The organism is Enterobacteriaceae bacterium Kacie_13 (genome assembly GCA_013457415.1).
Taxonomy (GTDB): domain Bacteria; phylum Pseudomonadota; class Gammaproteobacteria; order Enterobacterales; family Enterobacteriaceae; genus Rahnella.
In genome coordinates this window covers 2,565,006-2,583,493 of the sequence record CP045665.1, presented here as the reverse complement: position 1 = coordinate 2,583,493, position 18,488 = coordinate 2,565,006, and the positions used below count along the sequence as shown (strand labels likewise).

Annotated in this window: 19 protein-coding genes; 11 read left to right on the top strand and 8 right to left on the bottom strand. The window is 52.5% G+C overall.

The genetic code is table 11. From position 1 onward, the window contains the following. Positions 1-9: 9 nt before the first annotated feature. Positions 10-1,452, bottom strand: coding sequence for a pyruvate kinase (pyk, locus tag GE278_11685; GenBank protein ID QLK61389.1), 1,443 nt, complete (start codon positions 1,450-1,452; stop codon positions 10-12). 197 nt (positions 1,453-1,649) lie between these two features. Beyond that, the gene (hexR, locus tag GE278_11680) at positions 1,650-2,519 is read right to left on the bottom strand and encodes a transcriptional regulator HexR (protein QLK61388.1); all 870 of its coding nucleotides are present in this window, start codon (positions 2,517-2,519) and stop codon (positions 1,650-1,652) included. 428 nt (positions 2,520-2,947) lie between these two features. Between hexR and zwf the strand changes: the two genes are divergently transcribed. Continuing rightward, entirely contained in the window at positions 2,948-4,423 is a 1,476-nt protein-coding gene (gene zwf / locus GE278_11675; GenBank protein ID QLK61387.1) for a glucose-6-phosphate dehydrogenase, read from the top strand. A 214-nt stretch (positions 4,424-4,637) separates the two neighbouring features. Further along, positions 4,638-5,279, top strand: a complete 642-nt coding sequence (gene eda, locus GE278_11670; protein QLK61386.1) for a bifunctional 4-hydroxy-2-oxoglutarate aldolase/2-dehydro-3-deoxy-phosphogluconate aldolase — start codon at positions 4,638-4,640, stop codon at positions 5,277-5,279. 58 nt (positions 5,280-5,337) lie between these two features. Here eda and GE278_11665 read toward each other — a convergent pair whose 3' ends face one another. Then, positions 5,338-5,682, bottom strand: a complete 345-nt coding sequence (locus GE278_11665) for a RidA family protein (protein ID QLK61385.1) — start codon at positions 5,680-5,682, stop codon at positions 5,338-5,340. 145 nt (positions 5,683-5,827) lie between these two features. On the opposite strand from GE278_11665, the gene GE278_11660 reads away from it, so the two are divergent. From GE278_11660 to GE278_11640, 5 genes are all read left to right on the top strand, one after another. Next, positions 5,828-7,741, top strand: a complete 1,914-nt coding sequence (locus GE278_11660) for an ATP-dependent helicase (GenBank protein ID QLK61384.1) — start codon at positions 5,828-5,830, stop codon at positions 7,739-7,741. A gap of 72 nt (positions 7,742-7,813) precedes the next feature. Further along, on the top strand, positions 7,814-8,515 hold the full coding sequence (gene tsaB, locus GE278_11655) for a tRNA (adenosine(37)-N6)-threonylcarbamoyltransferase complex dimerization subunit type 1 TsaB (GenBank protein ID QLK61383.1): 702 nt from the start codon (positions 7,814-7,816) through the stop codon (positions 8,513-8,515). A gap of 61 nt (positions 8,516-8,576) precedes the next feature. Continuing rightward, a complete protein-coding gene (locus GE278_11650; protein QLK61382.1) occupies positions 8,577-9,209 on the top strand; it encodes a Slp family lipoprotein in 633 nt (210 codons plus the stop codon). Between the two features lie 335 nt (positions 9,210-9,544). Beyond that, complete coding sequence (gene fadD, locus GE278_11645) at positions 9,545-11,242, top strand: long-chain-fatty-acid--CoA ligase FadD (GenBank protein ID QLK61381.1); 1,698 nt, start codon at positions 9,545-9,547, stop codon at positions 11,240-11,242. Positions 11,243-11,338: 96 nt separating this feature from the next. Then, positions 11,339-12,460, top strand: coding sequence for a ribonuclease D (locus tag GE278_11640; GenBank protein QLK61380.1), 1,122 nt, complete (start codon positions 11,339-11,341; stop codon positions 12,458-12,460). Between the two features lie 358 nt (positions 12,461-12,818). On the opposite strand, the gene minE is transcribed toward GE278_11640, so the two are convergent. Genes minE through minC form a run of 3 tightly spaced genes read right to left on the bottom strand, consistent with a single transcriptional unit; the run spans position 12,819 to position 14,618 of the window. Then, a complete protein-coding gene (gene minE, locus GE278_11635) occupies positions 12,819-13,088 on the bottom strand; it encodes a cell division topological specificity factor MinE (protein QLK61379.1) in 270 nt (89 codons plus the stop codon). A gap of 3 nt (positions 13,089-13,091) precedes the next feature. Further along, complete coding sequence (gene minD, locus GE278_11630; GenBank protein QLK61378.1) at positions 13,092-13,904, bottom strand: septum site-determining protein MinD; 813 nt, start codon at positions 13,902-13,904, stop codon at positions 13,092-13,094. Positions 13,905-13,928: 24 nt separating this feature from the next. Further along, positions 13,929-14,618 carry a septum site-determining protein MinC gene (gene minC, locus GE278_11625; protein ID QLK61377.1) on the bottom strand — a complete coding sequence of 230 codons (690 nt, stop codon included), beginning with the start codon at positions 14,616-14,618 and terminating at the stop codon, positions 13,929-13,931. A gap of 136 nt (positions 14,619-14,754) precedes the next feature. Here minC and GE278_11620 point away from each other — a divergent pair, with 136 nt between their 5' ends. The 4 genes from GE278_11620 to GE278_11605 all read left to right on the top strand — a co-directional run bounded on the left by GE278_11620 (position 14,755) and on the right by GE278_11605 (position 17,557). Beyond that, a complete protein-coding gene (locus tag GE278_11620) occupies positions 14,755-15,027 on the top strand; it encodes a hypothetical protein (protein QLK61376.1) in 273 nt (90 codons plus the stop codon). Positions 15,028-15,149: 122 nt separating this feature from the next. Further along, positions 15,150-16,319 carry a lytic murein transglycosylase gene (locus GE278_11615; protein ID QLK61375.1) on the top strand — a complete coding sequence of 390 codons (1,170 nt, stop codon included), beginning with the start codon at positions 15,150-15,152 and terminating at the stop codon, positions 16,317-16,319. Positions 16,320-16,343: 24 nt separating this feature from the next. Next, positions 16,344-17,000 (top strand): fumarylacetoacetate hydrolase family protein, encoded by a 657-nt coding sequence (locus tag GE278_11610; protein QLK61374.1) that lies wholly within the window; start codon positions 16,344-16,346, stop codon positions 16,998-17,000. A 107-nt stretch (positions 17,001-17,107) separates the two neighbouring features. Beyond that, on the top strand, positions 17,108-17,557 hold the full coding sequence (locus tag GE278_11605; GenBank protein QLK61373.1) for a YcgN family cysteine cluster protein: 450 nt from the start codon (positions 17,108-17,110) through the stop codon (positions 17,555-17,557). A gap of 100 nt (positions 17,558-17,657) precedes the next feature. Here GE278_11605 and GE278_11600 read toward each other — a convergent pair whose 3' ends face one another. Together GE278_11600 and iraP are read right to left on the bottom strand one after the other, a co-directional pair. Further along, positions 17,658-17,942, bottom strand: coding sequence for a DUF883 family protein (locus GE278_11600; GenBank protein QLK61372.1), 285 nt, complete (start codon positions 17,940-17,942; stop codon positions 17,658-17,660). A 125-nt stretch (positions 17,943-18,067) separates the two neighbouring features. Then, positions 18,068-18,415, bottom strand: coding sequence for an anti-adapter protein IraP (iraP, locus tag GE278_11595; protein QLK61371.1), 348 nt, complete (start codon positions 18,413-18,415; stop codon positions 18,068-18,070). Positions 18,416-18,488: the final 73 nt, after the last annotated feature.

Sequence of the window (18,488 nt, the reverse complement as noted above, 5' to 3'; positions counted from 1 at the left end):
CGCGAAATGTTATTCAACACGTAAGACTCGGCTGGTATTCGTCGTACCGATGGTACTCATGACGTCACCCTGAGTGATGATCACCAGATCGCCGGAGAGCAGGTAGCCTTTGTCACGCAGCAGATTCACCGCGTCCTGCGCCGCCGCTACGCCGTCGTTATGGCTGTCGAAGAACACTGGCGTTACCCCACGGTAGATGGCGGTCAGGTTCAGTGTGTGCTCATGACGGGACATCGCGAAGATAGGCAGACCGGAGCTGATGCGTGAAAGCATCAGCGCAGTGCGCCCCGATTCGGTCATCGAGATGATCGCCGTTACGCCTTTCAGGTGGTTGGCCGCATACATAGCGGACATGGCGATCGCTTCTTCGGTGTTATCGAATTCAACGTCCAGACGGTGCTTGGAAACATTGATGCTTGGGATTTTTTCCGCCCCCAGACAAACGCGCGCCATCGCGGCAACGGTTTCAGACGGATATTGACCGGCAGCGGTTTCCGCAGACAGCATCACCGCATCGGTGCCGTCGAGCACGGCGTTCGCCACGTCCATGACTTCCGCACGGGTAGGCATCGGGTTGGTTATCATGGATTCCATCATCTGCGTGGCGGTGATTACCGCACGGTTCAGCTGACGTGCACGGCGGATCAGTTTCTTCTGAATACCGACCAGTTCCGGGTCACCGATTTCCACGCCTAAGTCACCACGCGCGACCATAACGACGTCAGACGCCAGAATGATGTCATCCATCGCCGCATCGGTGGCCACGGCTTCCGCACGTTCCACTTTCGAGACAATCTGTGCGTTACAGCCTGCCGCACGCGCCAGACGGCGTGCGTAGTTAAGATCTTCGCCGGTGCGTGGGAAAGAAACTGCCAGGAAATCTACGTCCATTTTAGCCGCAGTAATAATGTCTGCTTTATCTTTCTCAGTCAGGGCTTCAGCGGAAAGCCCGCCGCCCAGCTTGTTGATGCCTTTGTTGTTGGACAACGGCCCGCCAACAGTCACTTCTGTGAACACTTTCATGCCCTGAACTTCAAGCACTTTCAGCTGTACGCGGCCATCGTCGAGCAGCAGGATATCGCCCGGTACCACGTCAGCGGGCAGACCTTTGTAGTCGATGCCGACTTTCTCTTTGTCGCCTTCGCCTTTGCTCATGTTGGCATCAAGCAGGAATTTGTCACCGATATTGAGGAAGACTTTGCCTTCCTTAAAGGTGGATACACGGATTTTCGGGCCTTGCAGGTCGCCAAGGATTGCCACGTGGCGGCCAAGGCGGGCGGCGATTTCACGCACTTTGTTGGCGCGCAGAATGTGGTCTTCAGCGGTGCCGTGTGAGAAGTTCATGCGCACGACGTTAGCGCCGGCAGCAATGATTTTTTCCAGGTTATTGTCGCGGTCGGTGGCGGGACCGAGTGTGGTAACGATCTTCGTTCTTCTGAGTCTTCTGGACATGCCTTACTCCTTTAACTGGTGCCTGATACTGCAAAAAAACAGCGAGTCCACATTGGGTTGAGGTGTAATTGTAATACAAAAGGGTTTCACCTGTGTGACCCGCTGACCTCGTGTCTGACGTTTAACCTGCGCACATTGCGCGAAGATTTCCGGCCAGATTCCCTATTAAATCTGCAACTTGTTACTAATATGGTGCCTTACTCAGGCTGCGCAGGAATGACTGTCCCTTTATCAAAGCGCGATTCTTTCAACGCTTCTTTGACGCGCTTCAGGTTATCTCTGAATTTTGTGCCGCGGCGCAGCGTAAAACCCGTGGCCAGTACGTCGATCAGCGTGAGCTGGGCGATACGCGAGACCATCGGCATGTAAACGTCGGTGTCTTCCGGAACATCCAGTAACAGCGCCAGCGTTGCTTCGTGCGCCAGCGGTGTATTAAAAGAGGTGATGGCGATGACCGTGGCGTCGTTCTCACGAGCCAGTTGCGCCAGTTCGACCAGATTTTTGGTGCGTCCGGTGTGAGAAATCAGCACCACGACGTCGCCTTCGCTGGAGTTCATGCAGCTCATGCGCTGCATGACGATATCGTCGAAGTACACTACGGGAATATTGAAGCGGAAGAATTTGTTCATGGCATCATGCGCCACTGCGGCGGATGCGCCCAGCCCAAAGAAAGAAATCTTTTTGGCCTGAGTGAGCAAATCAACGGCGCGGTTGATAGCGGCAATGTCGAGAGTGTTTTTTACCTGATCGAGACTTGCCATGGCCGATTCGAAGATTTTACTGGTATAGGCGCTGACGCTGTCACCTTCGTCAACGTTACGGTTCACGTAGGGCGTGCCGTTTGCCAGACTTTGTGCCAGATGCAATTTAAAATCCGGAAACCCTTTTGTGTCGAGACGACGGCAAAAACGGTTTACAGTAGGTTCGCTGACATCGGCCATGCGGGCGAGAGTGGCGATACTGGAGTGGATAGCTATGTTAGGCGATGCCAGGATAACTTCGGCCACTTTTCGTTCTGATTTACTCAGAATGTCGAGATGGGTTTGAATTTTTTCCAATGTATTCATAAACATGCCACTCATAGGTTTCGACGATTTCTTTGAAAAGAGGAAATCATGTCTGTTTGATGAAAATATACTACGCGCATTATCCCGTTGGCAGCGTCAGTCAGGCGAAATAACGGCTTTTTTTGTCAGAGTTTGACCGGGATCTAACTTTCAGTATGGTAAATTCAGTTCGGTTTTGTCATAAAATTACAGGATTCAGTGTGTTTTGACCGTATCCCAGAGACTTATGATAAAAAGAAGGTTTTCCGGAGATTTATCACGCACTCAGATCAAGGTTTACGGCTTACAGGCAATCAGAGTACATTGTCGCTGAAATAAAATTACAATATGTACCCAAATACACTCCCCGTCATATTTCGCGCAGCCAACGCATCTGCAGCGCAAAGTATGACGGGGAAGAAGGGTATTCCTGCATTAAGGAGAAGAACATGGCGGTAACCCAGACAGCCCAGGCGTGTGACCTGGTTATTTTCGGTGCAAAAGGCGATCTTGCGCGTCGTAAACTGTTGCCTTCCCTGTATCAGTTAGAGAAAGCAGGTCACATTCACCCTGATACCAAAATCATCGGTGTCGGACGTGCGGAATGGGACAAAGCGGCCTATACCGAAGTGGTCAAAGAAGCGCTGACCACCTTCATGAAAGAAAAAATTGATCCGGAACTGTGGGAAAAACTCAGTGCCCGTCTTGATTTCTGTAACCTTGATGTCAACGATCTGAAGCATTTTAAAGTGTTGGGCAAAATGCTCGACCAGAAGAATCGCGCCACTATTAACTATTTTGCGATTGCGCCAAGCCACTTCGGGGCTATTTGCCGTGGTCTGGGCGAAGCCGGGTTGAATAAAGAACCTGCGCGCGTTGTGATGGAAAAACCACTGGGACATTCACTGGAGTCTTCTCAGGTCATTAACGATCAGGTCGCTGAATATTTCGCTGAATCTCAGGTTTACCGTATCGACCATTATCTGGGTAAAGAAACGGTACTGAACCTGCTGGCGTTGCGTTTTGCCAACAACCTGTTCGCCAGTAACTGGGACAACCGCACCATCGATCATGTGCAGATCACTGTGGCGGAAGAAGTGGGTATCGAAGGCCGTTGGGGTTACTTCGATGAAGCGGGTCAGATGCGCGATATGATCCAGAACCACCTGCTGCAAATCCTGACCATGATTGCGATGTCTCCGCCAGCTGATCTGAGCACCGACCGCATCCGTGACGAGAAAGTCAAAGTGTTGCGCTCGCTGCGCCGCATCGATCAGTCCAACGTGCGTGAAAATACCGTACGTGGCCAGTACACCGCCGGTTTTGTGCAGGGCAAAAAAGTCCCTGGCTATCTGGAAGAAGAGGGCGCGAAGAAATCCAGCACCACGGAAACCTTTGTGTCTATCCGCGTGGATATCGACAACTGGCAGTGGGCGGGCGTGCCGTTCTACCTGCGTACCGGTAAACGTCTGCCGAGCAAATGTTCAGAAGTCGTGGTGTATTTCAAAAACCCTGCGCTGAACCTGTTCCGTGATTCTTACCAGCAGTTGCCACAAAACAAGCTGACCATTCGTCTGCAACCGGATGAAGGTATTGAGATTGAAGTGCTGAACAAAGTGCCGGGTCTGGAGCACAAGCACCGTCTGCAAACCACCAAGCTGGATCTGAGCTTTACGGAAACCTTCAACGAGCAGCACATCGCCGATGCTTATGAGCGGCTGCTGCTGGAAACCATGCGTGGGATCCAGGCGCTGTTCGTGCGTCGTGACGAAGTAGAAGAAGCCTGGAAATGGGTCGACTCCATCATGAACGCATGGGCTGCGGAAAGCGAAGCACCAAAACCGTACCAGTCCGGAACATGGGGTCCCGTCGCGTCTGTGGCGATGATCACCCGTGACGGCCGTTCATGGAACGAGTTCGAGTAACCAAAATAATAAATGAGTAACTCCCCCAAATAATTGAAGTTGCAGTGAGCGTATCCACCGCCGCTGCGGCTTCAAGCAGGACGGGGAGAGAAGTATTGTCCAATCGGGTGTGGTCGGTTTCCGGTGATTTCTTCTTTCTGAAAAGTTACCGGACCCTGTGGCAGGGGCGCGCCATCAATCACAACGATGCCTGCGGGCATGAATGGAGAACAAGATGAAAAACTGGAAAACAAGCGCGGAACACATTCTGACCTCAGGGCCGGTTGTTCCTGTGATTGTTATCAATAAGCTGGAACACGCGGTTCCTCTGGCGAAAGCACTGGTTGCCGGCGGCGTGCGTGTACTGGAAGTCACTTTACGTACTGCCTGTGCGATGGACGCTATCCGTGCCATTGCGAAAGAAGTGCCTGAAGCGATCATTGGTGCCGGTACCGTATTGAATCCACAGCAGCTGGCCGACGTCACCGAAGCCGGAGCGCAGTTTGCCATCAGCCCGGGGCTGACCGACGCGCTGCTAAAAGCGGCCAACGCCGGTTCAATTCCGCTTATTCCGGGGATCTGCACCGTGTCTGAACTGATGATGGGACTGGATGCTGGCCTGCGCGAGTTTAAATTCTTCCCGGCAGAAGCCAACGGCGGTGTGAAAGCGCTGCAGGCCATTGCAGGGCCGTTCCCGCAAGTGCGTTTCTGCCCGACCGGCGGGATCACCCCGAAAAACTACCGTGACTATCTGGCGCTGAAAAGCGTGCTGTGCATCGGCGGTTCCTGGCTGGTACCTGCGGACGCGCTGGAAAACGGTGATTACGCAAAAATCACTGAGCTTGCGAAAGAAGCGGTTGCTGGCGCAAAAGCGTAATAACGTTCCAAATAAAAAAACCTCCTGCGGGAGGTTTTTTTATGTCTGCTGCCAGCGCTTAACGGGCCGCGATGATTTTGATTTCAATCTTATATTTCGGGTTCATCAGGTTGGCCTGCACCGTACAGCGCACTGGCGCATTCCCGGGAGACACCCACGCGTCCCACGCTTCATTCATCGCCGGGAAATCTTCCTTGTGCACCAGAAACAGCGTGGCATCGAGGATTTTACTTTTGTCTGAACCGGCTTCGGTCAGCACTGCATCGATAATCGCCAGCGTTTCAGCTGTCTGATCTTTCGCATTCGCGTCCAGGTTTTCTGGTACGGCGGTGTAATAAATCGTGTCGTTGTGGATGACCACATCGGACATACGTGGTTCAGGTCGGATCCGTTCGATAGTCATAATTTGTGTGCTCCTGTTGGTCACATTTTATTGATGGCGGTAAGGGTATCACAAAGGCTGAATACGTTGGATTGGCAGATGGCGGTGGTAGTGAAGGCAAGGGATTGGCATAATCACTGCTGATCCGTACAGGTAGAGAGACAGCGTGACAGACGATTTTGCAACAGACGGCGCTTTGGCGCAGAAAATTGAAGGTTTTAAACCTCGTGAACCTCAGCGTCTGATGGCGCAGGCTGTCAGCAAAGCCATTAGCGAAAGGCAGGGGCTGGTGGTGGAAGCCGGCACTGGTACCGGCAAAACTTACGCTTATCTCGCCCCGGCATTGCGTTCGGGCAAAAAAGTCATCATCTCCACCGGCTCTAAAAACTTACAGGATCAGCTCTATTCCCGCGACCTGCCTAAAGTCGCCGCCGCGCTGAAATTCAAAGGGCGTCTGGCGCTGTTGAAAGGGCGCTCAAACTATCTGTGTCTGGAACGTCTCGAACAGCAGTCGCTGTCCGGCGGCGATCTCGCCAGTCAGGCACTGAGCGAACTGGCGCATCTGCGGCACTGGTCGAGCAATACGGAAGAGGGCGATATTAGCACCTGTAACGTGGTGCCGGAGGACAGCTTTGTCTGGCCGCTGGTTACCAGCACCAATGACAACTGTCTTGGCAGCGACTGCCCGCTGTATAAAGAGTGTTTCGTGGTGAAAGCACGCCGCAAGGCGATGGACGCCGACGTCGTGGTGGTCAACCATCATCTGTTTATGGCCGATATGGTGGTCAAAGAGAGCGGCTTTGGTGAACTGATCCCGCAGGCTGACGTGATGATTTTCGATGAAGCCCATCAGATCCCCGATATCGCCAGCCAGTATTTTGGCCAGCAGCTCACCAGCCGCCAGCTGCTGGACATGGCGAAAGACATCAACATCGCTTACCGCACCGAAGTGCGCGATTCCGTGCAGTTACAGAAAAGTGCCGACCGCCTCAGCCAGAGCACGATGGATTTCCGTCTGGCGCTCGGCGAGCCCGGTTTTCGCGGCAACCTGCGCGATGTGCTCGGGCAGACATCCATCCAGCGCGCGCTGTTACTGCTCGATGATGCTCTTGAGTTGTGTTATGACGTGGTCAAACTCTCGCTGGGACGTTCAGCCTTGCTGGATGCCGCCTTCGAGCGCGCCACGCTTTACCGCAACCGCCTCAAACGCCTGAAGGACGTCTCGATTCCCGGCTACAGCTACTGGTATGAATGTAACTCGCGCAACTTTGTCCTGGCGCTGACGCCGCTGTCAGTCACCGACAAATTCAGTGACATGATGAAAGAAAAGCCGGGGGCGTGGATTTTCACCTCGGCGACGCTTTCGGTGAACGATCAGCTGCACCATTTTACCGACCGTCTGGGGCTGGATGACGCCGAAACGCTGCTGCTTCCGAGCCCGTTTGATTACGCTACGCAGGCCATGTTGTGCGTGCCGCGCTTTCTGCCTGAGACTAATGTTCGCGGTATTTCAAAACAGCTGGCACGCATGCTGAGGCCGCTTATCGAAGCCAATAAAGGCCGCTGTTTCTTCCTGTGTACCTCGAATCAGATGATGCGTGAGCTGGCGGAAGAGTTCCGTGCCACGCTCACGCTGCCGGTGTTGTTGCAGGGTGAAACCAGTAAAGGCCAGCTGCTGGCGCAGTTTGTTGAAGCTGGCAATGCGTTACTGGTTGCCACCAGCAGCTTCTGGGAAGGTGTCGACGTGCGCGGCGATGCGTTGTCGTGCGTCATCATCGACAAACTGCCGTTCACCTCACCGGACGATCCGCTGCTTAAAGCGCGCATTGAGGATTGTCGCCTGCGCGGCGGCGATCCGTTCAATGAAGTACAATTACCCGATGCGGTGATCACGCTTAAACAGGGCGTCGGTCGGTTAATCCGCGATACCGACGATCGCGGCGTGATGGTGATTTGCGACAACCGGCTGGTAATGCGCCCGTATGGCGAAGTTTTCCTCAACAGCTTGCCACCTGCACCGCGTACGCGTGATTTAGCGCAAGCGATCCGCTTTCTGCGAAACGTTGAAGAGCAGAAATAGCCCGTTGTTTATGCTAGGATCCGCCCCGCAAAAAAGGGTTTAACTTATTCAATCCCCCGCCTGAGGTTTGGCATGTCCACACGAATTTTAGCAATTGATACGGCGACAGAAGCCTGTTCGGTTGCGATTTACAATCAGGGCGAAACGCTCGCTCATTTTGAACTTTGCGCCCGCGAGCATACGCAGCGCATTTTGCCACTGGTGCAGCAGATCCTCGCCGAAGCGGGGCTGACGCTCAGTCAGCTGGACGCGCTGGCCTTTGGCCGCGGGCCGGGCAGTTTTACCGGCGTGCGTATCGGCATTGGCGTGGCTCAGGGGCTGGCGTTTGGCGCACAATTGCCGCTGCTTCCTGTTTCGACCTTGCAAACCATGGCGCAGGGTGCGTATCGCCAGACCGGTGCACAACAAGTGCTGGCCGCGATTGATGCCCGTATGGGTGAAGTGTATTGGGGCGAATTTACCCGCGATGCGCAGGGAGTCTGGCACGGCGAAAACACTGAGAAAGTGATCAAGCCGGAACAGCTTCTGGGCCACGCCGCAGAATTATCAGGGCGCTTTGCCACCGTCGGCACTGGCTGGGAAACCTATCCGCATTTACTGGGTGAATCTCCGGTAGCAGAATTATTTGATGGCAAAATGTTACTGCCGCAGGCAGAAGACATGCTGCCGCTGGCGCTTCAGCTCTGGGAAAACGGTATCCGGGTGAATCCCGAGGACGCAGAACCGACCTATCTGCGTAATGAAGTGACGTGGAAAAAGCTGCCGGGCCGGTAACGACGGCAACTTGTACCTAAAATAGCGGTCAGAGTTGAGAGTATGCACAGGAGTCATCGCAATGCGTAAGTGGTCCGCAGTTCAGCAGTTCTCAGCTACACAAGGCAAAAAACTGGCGTTGAGTGCCATCGCACTGAGCGTTTTGGTTTTATCAGGATGTGTCACCGTACCCGATGAAATTCGCGGCACGACGGCCACGCCGCAGATGAATTTACAGGCGGTGCAGGGCGCGCCGAATCTTTACGTCGGGCAGGAGTCGCGTTTTGGCGGCAAAGTGGTGTCTGTCACCAATATGCAAAACAAAACCCGTCTCGAAATTGCCACCGTCCCGCTGGATGACGGCGCACGACCGATTTTAGGCGCAGCCTCACGCGGGCGTATTCTGGCCTACATCAACGGATTTGTGGATCCGGTGGATTACCGCAACCAGCTGGTCACCGTGGTAGGGCCGATAACCGGCGTTGAGAAGGGTAAAATTGGCGAGACGTCCTATGATTTTGTGACCGTCAACGTCAACAGCTATAAACGCTGGCGTATCCAGCAACAGGTGGTCATGCCGCCGCAACCTATGGGGCCATGGGGCTGGGGCTACGGAGGCCCTTATGATTCCTGGGGGCGAGGATTTGGGCCGGGGTTCGGGCCCGGCTGGTATGACATGGGGCCCGCACGGGTGGAGAGCGTCGTCACCGAATAGACCGCCTCATGGTGGGTCGCCACCTCATGGTGGGCCACCGCCACATGGCGGACCGCCGTCACTTCACGGTGCGCCTCCTGTGGCAGCAAGACCGGTTTCAGCACAGCTGGTGGTGCCGCAGCCAAAGAAATAACAGACAGACGAGATCGTTGTTAAGGCGGCTTAATTGCCGCCTTTTTCTTTTTTCGCCACGGACGGCAGGTAAATAGTGACCCGCCTCTCAACCTCGACATTGTTTAAAACACAACTGGTAAGCTGAGTTAAAATATTGTTAAAGACGTGATAAAACTCGTCGCATATCGAATTGAGATGGTAACAAATTCAGGAGTAATACCTTGGAAAAGGTCTGGCTAAAACGTTATCCGGCAGATGTTCCTGAGAACATCGATCCCGACCGCTACAGCTCGCTGGTCGAAATGTTTGAGAACGCCACGTTGCGTTATGCCGACAGCCCGGCATTCATCAACATGGGCGAGGTGATGACTTTTCGGAAACTCGAAGAGCGTAGCCGTGCCTTTGCTGCCTATTTGCAAAATGAACTGGGTTTGCAGAAAGGTGACCGCGTAGCACTGATGATGCCTAACCTGCTGCAATACCCGATTGCGCTGTTTGGTGTTCTGCGCGCAGGCATGGTGGTGGTTAACGTCAATCCGTTATACACGCCGCGTGAGCTGGAACATCAGCTCAACGACAGCGGTGCCAGTGCGATTGTGATTGTCTCCAACTTTGCCCATACGCTGGAAAAGGTGGTGTACAAAACGCAGATCAAGCACGTGATTCTGACACGCATGGGCGATCAGCTCTCTGCCGCTAAAGGCACGCTGGTGAATTTTGTCGTCAAATATGTCAAACGGCTGGTGCCGAAATACCATCTGCCTAACGCAATTTCTTTCCGCACGGCCCTGCAGCGTGGACGCCGTCTGCAATACATCAAGCCTGATGTGATTAATGACGATCTCGCGTTCCTGCAATACACCGGCGGCACGACCGGCGTGGCGAAAGGCGCGATGCTGACTCACCGCAATATGCAGGCGAATCTGGAGCAGGCGAAAGCCGCCTATGCGCCGCTGCTGCGCCCGGGACATGAACTGGTGGTAACGGCATTGCCGCTGTATCACATCTTCGCGCTGACCGTGAACTGCCTGCTGTTCCTTGAGATGGGGGGGCGCAGTTTGCTTATCACCAATCCGCGCGATGTGCCGGGGATGGTGAAAGAGCTGGCGAAGTATCCCTTCACCGCCATCAGCGGAGTGAATACGTTATTCAACGCGCTGCTCAATAACGAAGATTTCCGCGAACTCGATTTCTCTACGCTGCGTCTCTCGGTAGGCGGCGGAATGTCGGTGCAGAAATCGGTGGCGGATAAGTGGGAAAAACTCACCGGAAAACATTTGCTGGAAGGTTACGGTCTGACTGAATGTTCACCGCTGGTAGCCGGTAACCCCTATGATCTTAAGCATTACAGCGGCAGTATCGGACTGCCTGTGCCCTCAACAGAGATCCGTCTGGTAGATGATAACGGTCAGGATGTCGCCATGGGTGAGCCGGGCGAGTTGCTGGTACGTGGCCCGCAGGTGATGCTGGGCTACTGGCAACGGCCTTCGGCCACCGATGAGGTGCTAAAAGATGGCTGGTTATCGACGGGCGATATCGTTACAGTGGACGAGCAGGGTTTCATACGGATTGTTGATCGTAAAAAAGACATGATTCTGGTTTCCGGTTTCAACGTTTACCCTAACGAAATTGAAGAGGTGGTTTCACAACATGACAAGGTTCTTGAGGTCGCTGCTATTGGCGTACCAAATGACGCGTCGGGTGAAATCGTCAAAATTTGCGTGGTGAAGAAAGACCCGTCACTGACCAGCGAAGAACTCCTGGCACATTGCCGCCGGTTATTAACTGGCTACAAAGTTCCGAAGATAGTCGAGTTCCGCGACGAGTTACCGAAGTCTAACGTTGGAAAAATCCTCCGGCGCGAACTTCGCGATGAACAGGCAAAACCGAAAGTCGATCCCAAACAGGACGCTGCATAACGGTTAGCGCGCTGTTCAGTCGTGGTCAGACTCCCAACGCCGGCATTGTCCGGCGTTGTCACGTTATAACGCAGTTATGATTAAGAGAATTGAGATTTGAATTATCAGTTGATTATCACCAATGACGCACTGGAGCAGGTTTGTCTTCAGGCCAAAGCGCACAGCAAAATTGCGCTCGATACCGAGTTTGTCCGCACCCGCACGTATTATCCACAGCTGGGCCTGATCCAGTTATTTGATGGCGAAAAGCTGACGCTGATTGACCCTTTGCCGATCACCGCCTGGCAGCCATTTATCGATCTGCTGACCAATCCTGATGTGGTGAAATTCCTGCATGCGGGCAGCGAAGATCTTGAAGTTTTCCTCAACGCATTTGGCGTGATGCCCACGCCGCTGATTGATACGCAGATTCTGGCCGCATTCAGCGGTCGTCCGCTGTCTTGTGGTTTTGCGCGTCTGGTGGCGGAAACGACCGGCGTAGAGCTGGACAAAAGTGAATCTCGCACCGACTGGATTGCCCGTCCCCTGAGCGAAAAGCAGTGCGTGTACGCTGCGGCAGACGTGTGGTATTTGCTACCGCTCGCCGACCAGCTGATGAAAGAAACCGAAGAAGCAGGGTGGATGGACGCTGCGCTCGACGAATGTCTGGCTTTGTGTCGCCGCCGTAAAGAAGTGCTGCAGCCGGAACTGGCTTATCTCGAAATCACCAATGCTTTCCAGCTGCGTCCGCGTCAGCTGGGTTGCCTGAAGCTGCTGGCCGCGTGGCGCCTCAATCAGGCGCGCCAGCGTGACCTGGCGGTGAATTTTGTCGTGCGTGAAGAAAATCTCTGGCAGGTTGCGCGTTATCAGCCGGGTTCGTTGGGCGAGCTCGAATCCCTTGGCCTGAGCGGTCCGGAAATTCGTTATCACGGCCGCACGTTGCTGGCGCTGGTAGAAGAATCCAATGCGCTGGATGAGTCCGAACTCCCGGCACCTATCCTGAATCTGATCGACCAGGCGGGTTATCGCAAAGTCTTCAAAGACATTAAAGCGCTGATTCAGACGGTAAGCGAAGAGAGCGGACTGAGCGTTGAACTTCTGGCTTCACGTCGGCAGATAAACCAACTGCTCAGCAGCCACTGGAAGTTAAAGAACAAGGAATCTCAGCCGGAATTAATCAGCGGCTGGCGCGGTAAACTGTTAGCGGAAAGGCTGGCAGAAATACTGAAAGATTACTGATTCGACGTCCCTGAAGGGATATTAGATTCAGTAAACAAATATTAGGAGCGGAATTATTTCCGCTCTTTTTTTATGGTCGGATTTTATTCCAGCCGTCGTCTTAATAATGTGCAATCACATAACGATTGAAAGAAGCCATAAAGCCACACTAAAGAGAATTAAGACAAGGCTAAATGGGATGAGTCTTAATCAGAATGTTTATGAAAACAGAAAATGGGCGAGATAAAAGCAGGAGTGGTTATTTAAACAGTGGGTGGTTATACAGTATAAATTAAACATATTGATTTAAAGGGCCCCCTAAAAAAAGGGGGACACTATTTTGGCAGAAAAACCGTTAAAACAGGCAAATCAACTGCTGTCATTTAGGCGTTTCTTCCGATTCCGGCAGGGTGACATTTAGCTCCAATACGGAGATATCGTCACCTTTTTGCTCGAACTGAACTTGCAACATTTCTGGGTCAATCTTAATGTACTTACAGATCACCGCTAAAATGTCGCGTTTCAGGTCGGGCAAGTAAGAGGGCTCGCTGTCCCCCCTGCGTCGCTCTGCTACGATGATCTGTAGCCGTTCCTTGGCTATATTGGCTGTCGGCTTTTTACGGGACAGAAAGAAATCTAACAAGGCCATGGTTTATCCCCCAAAAAGGCGTTTCAGGAAACTCTTCTTCTCTTCCTCAATAAAACGGAACGCACGTTCTTCACCAAGCAAACGGCTGACGGTGTCATCGTACGCTTTACCTGCATCGGATTCCTGATCCAGAATCACCGGCTCGCCCTGGTTGGACGCACGCAGTACTGACTGGTCTTCAGGGATCACGCCCAGCAGGGGAATACGCAGGATTTCCAGCACATCTTCCATGCTCAGCATATCGCCACGGCTGACGCGTCCCGGGTTATAGCGAGTGAGAAGCAGATGTTCTTTGATAGGCTCTAAGCCTTTCTCCGCACGACGAGATTTTGAAGACAAAATGCCCAGAATGCGGTCGGAGTCACGAACTGAAGAGACTTCCGGGTTAGTGGTGATGATAGCCTCATCGGCAAAATACAGAGCCATAAGCGCACCGGTTTCGATGCCCGCAGGGGAATCGCACACCACGAAGTCGAACTGCATTTCGTTTAAATCATTAAGAATTTTTTCTACGCCTTCGTGGGTCAGCGCGTCTTTATCACGCGTTTGCGAAGCCGGAAGAATAAACAGGTTATCGGTGCGCTTATCTTTGATAAGAGCCTGATTCAGCGTGGCATCACCCTGGATCACGTTAACGAAATCGTAGACCACGCGGCGTTCACAGCCCATGATCAGGTCGAGGTTACGTAAACCAATATCGAAATCGATAACAACAGTTTTCTTGCCTTTTTGAGCTAAACCGGTAGCGATGGCCGCGCTTGAAGTGGTTTTGCCAACGCCCCCTTTACCCGATGTAACAACTATGATGCGTGCCATGAATGGATTCCTTGTCAAAAGGGCTTAGTTTAAAGGTTGTATGGTTAACACGTTATTTATCAGGCTGAGGCGCGCGGCCTGACCGAGATAATCGGCCGGGATTTGGTCACTCAACCAGTATTGCCCTGCGATAGAGACTAGCTCTGCGCCGAGGTGTGTGCAAAAAATCTGACAATTCGCATCACCGGCGGCACCGGCCAGCGCTCTTCCTCGCATCATGCCGTAGATGTGGATGTTGCCATCGGCAATCAGTTCCGCACCTGCGCTGACGCTGCTCGTCACAATGAGGTCGCTGTTACGGGCATAAATTTGTTGTCCGGATCTGACCGGCGTACTGACAATGCGGGTTTTGGCCGGGGCATTGTCGGGCACGACAGGAACAGGCGGCTCGGCGGCGATACGCTGTGCACGGCCTTCACTCAGCAGCGGTAGACCGGTGCGGGAAAGTGCGCGTTTTTGCTTTTCGTCTTTGCAACCACTGATGCCAACAACGCGAAAGCCTGCAGAAGCGACAGCCTGTTGAATGTCTTTCCAGTTTGCTTCACCACTCAGTGAGGCAACGTTGATAACAACAGGGGCATTTTTCAAAAAGGCGGGCGCTTGCTCCACTTTTTCCTGTAATGCCTGATAAATAACCTCAGGTTGTGAACTGTGTAAATGAACAACCGATAAGGTAAAACTGCTGCCTTTTAGTTCTATTGGCGATTGTGACATCTATCCTGACTCAGTCTTTGCAACTCTAAATCCCCGGAATACCACTCGGGGGGCGATATTCCGATGTACGTTAAGCATGGTATAGTTACAGTTATATCTAGGCAAGCCACCGTTTCAATTTAATAGAGTTAAAAAAATGTATTGTGTGATCTATCGAAGTACTAAACGTGACCAGACATATCTTTATGTAGAAAAAAAAGACGATTTCTCTCGCGTGCCGGAAGAATTACTCAAAGGTTTTGGCGTGCCACAGTTTTCAATGATGCTAAATCTGGCCACCCGTGAAAAATTAGCCACAGCCGATATTGCGAAAGTACGACAGGCACTCGAAGAACAGGGTTATTATCTGCAAGTGCCACCGCCGGTTGAAAGTTTATTGAACACTCACCTGAGTGACAGCAATAAATAACGCTTTCCTGACATTTGTTTCGGCATTTCCCGAACTTTCAGACGTCTTAACTTGCATTCATCGTTGTAGTATCTAAGGTTACAGCGATGAATCATTTTTTGAATGTCAAAAGGAAGAGTTTGATGAAATTGTCGGCACTGGCAGTCTTAACGCCCCTGATTATCCTCAGCGGTTGCGCAGCACAGGAAGCAACCTCCGGGCAACCCACAACGCCGCCAGCCGCAGCTGCAAAGGCACCTGCTACAGCATCCACTGCTGCGCCAGCTAAAACCTCTCTGGCCGAACAGGGAAGAGATCCCGCAGAGTTCCCGGCATACGTCGAACAGCTTAAGGCTCAGGCGCGTGCGCAGGGCATCAGCCAGCAAACCATTGACAGCACTTTCGCTAATATCCATTTCGTCGATCGCGTCATCAACTCAGACCGCAATCAGCTTGAAAAGAAAATCACACTTGACGATTATCTGACCCGCGTCCTGCCTGAGTGGAAAATTAAAGCTGCTCAGGAACAGTACCGCAATAACCTGCCTGCGTTGCAAAAAGCGAGTGATCGTTATGGTGTGCAGCCGCAGTACATCGTCGCCCTGTGGGGGATGGAAAGCGGTTTCGGTAAGATTCAGGGTAAAGAGGATGTGTTTTCGGCGCTGGCGACGCTGGCCTTCGAAGGCCGTCGCGAAGCGTTCTTTACCAAAGAATTTATGTCCGCACTTAAAATCGTCGATTCCGGCCATGCTTCCAGCGATATGATGAAAGGCTCATGGGCAGGCGCAATGGGACAATCGCAGTTCATGCCCAGTTCGTATCTCAACTACGGCGCTGACGGCAACGGCGACGGCAAAATCGATATCTGGAAAAATACCGACGACGTGTTTGCCTCCACGGCAAATTACTTATCTAAAGAAGGCTGGAAAGGCAATCAGGGCTGGGGTCAGGAGGTTAAACTTCCGGCTAACTTTGATGCTGCTCTGGCAGGTCTGAAAAATAACCAGATGCACCCGGCCAGCTACTGGCAACAACTGGGTGTCACTCAGACAGATGGCAGCCCGCTTGCCTCGACGGCGACCCGCGCGTGGATTATTACGCCAGATGACGTGCAGGGGCGTGCGTTCCTGGTTTACGACAATTTCCGCACGATTATGCACTGGAATCGCTCAACCTATTTCGCACTCAGCATCGGTATGATGGCAGACGGGATAATGGGCGCGCAGGGACAGGCTCCGGCAATATCTGGCGACTTAACGCCAGCGCCGTCTGCACCGCTGGCACCTGCACCGCATAATCCGTTCAGCGGCTAAGGGCTTTTACTAAGGAGTCGCGTTATGTATCAACACAGAGACTGGCAGGGCGCTTTACTGGATTTTCCGGTGAACAAAGTAGTGTGCGTGGGCAATAACTACGCTGATCATATTAAAGAGATGGGCAGTCAGGTCTCTGCGGATCCGGTGATTTTTATTAAACCAGAAACCGCACTGTGCGATATCCGTCAGCCCATCGCGCTGCCAACGGGTCTCGGGTCGGTACATCATGAAGTGGAACTGGCGGTGCTTATCGGCACGCCATTAAAGCAGGCGACAGAAGATCGCGTCGCCAATGCTATAGCCGGATACGGTCTGGCGCTGGATCTGACACTGCGCGATTTGCAGACCCAGTTCAAGGCTGCAGGTCAGCCGTGGGAAAAGGCCAAAGGTTTCGATGGTTCGTGTCCGATCAGTGGTTTTATTCCGGTAAGCGAATTTGGTGATGCGCAGCAGACGGAGCTGCGCTTACTGATCAACGGCGAAATCCGTCAGGAAGGAAATACCCGCGACATGCTGACGCCAATTTTGCCGCTGATCGCATACATGAGTCGCTATTTCACGTTGCGCGCCGGTGACATTATTCTGACCGGCACACCGCAAGGCGTCGGCCCGCTAAAGGCAGGAGATGAAATCTTAGCTACACTTAATGGCAAGCAAGTCACCACTCGGGTGATCTGAGACATTTTAACCTCATCGCCGGCGCTGCTTTCCGGCGGCTTTGCTTGCATCTGCCGGCCAAAGCGTCTATATAAGCACCCTCATTTTACTTCTACCGGATGCACACTATGACTGAACCCGCTTTTTGGCAGGAAAAGACGCTGCCTGAAATGACCAATGAAGAATGGGAAGCATTGTGCGACGGTTGCGGACAATGTTGCCTGCACAAACTGATTGATGAAGATACCGAAGAAATCTACTTCACCAACGTTGCCTGCAACCAACTGAACATCAAATCCTGTCAGTGCCGTAACTACGAGCGTCGTTTCACGCTCGAAGAGGACTGCATCAAACTGACCCGCGAAAACCTGACCACTTTTGACTGGCTGCCGCCGACCTGCGCCTATCGTCTGATTGGCGAAGGTAAACCGCTGTTCCCATGGCATCCGCTGCTGAATAAGGCCTCTAAATCTGCGATGCATACCGCGCAGATCTCCGTGCGTTATATCGCTGTACGCGAAGATGATGTGGAAGACTGGCAGGATCACATTTTGAATAAGCCAAGCTGGGCGAAATAACTTCCTCTCAGGCAGTGAAAAAATCCCAAAAAAAATCCGGAACCTGAAGTTCCGGATTTTTTGTTTCTAAGGACCGGTCACCCGATCTTCAGAAGGTCTTTTACTTACGGCCAAGCAACAAGCCCAGCACAACACCAATGGCACCTGCAGCGATAAGGCCGGACAGAGGATTTTCTTTCACCTTGTCAGCCACGCCCGAGAGGGCTTCGCTTGCCTGTCCGGAGAACTTACGGGCGGCACCTTCAATCTGGTGCTTAGGTGAGTCAACAAAATTGCCAAACTGTTTCTGCGCTTCACCGGCAAATTCATTGGCTTTGTTTTCTACTTTATCGGCCAGACGGTTTGCGTCTTTGTTCAGGTCTTTATCGTAATCTTGTGATGACATCGTATTCTCCTTTGTTTGCAGACTTAAAGCGTAGTCGTGAATTTCCGTCATTGCACTTTTCAGAACGCATTACAGGATTTTTCCGAAGGCAGCGCCGAATGCGCCCAGTATTTGTTAACTTGCTGTTATGATTCTGCTACAGCGTCCGGGCCTTTACCGTTCATCGCGTTCAGGGTATCGGTGTTGAGTTCCGGGTCAGCCTGATCGATTAACCTTGTGGTCGAAATAATGGACTGAAATTGCTCGAATAAAAGCGTCGCATCCGATTTCATGGAGTCATCATCCGAATCGAGCACCGAATTAATGGCTTTATTCACGCTCTCGATAATTTCCTGCGGACCGCCATTTTTACCTACGGTCAAAAACAGTGCACTAAGAAGAAGGGACTGAGCCTCCACCTGCGCGGTGAGTTGCTTGGCGTCTGCTTCCATCCGGGAGATCTTCGCGATCATGCTTAAAATAATGTTTTTCATTTGTGTGGCTCCTACAGATAGAGAAGTATTACCCGCTCGTTAATTCTTCGCCCGGTTCAACGACTGTCTGTGA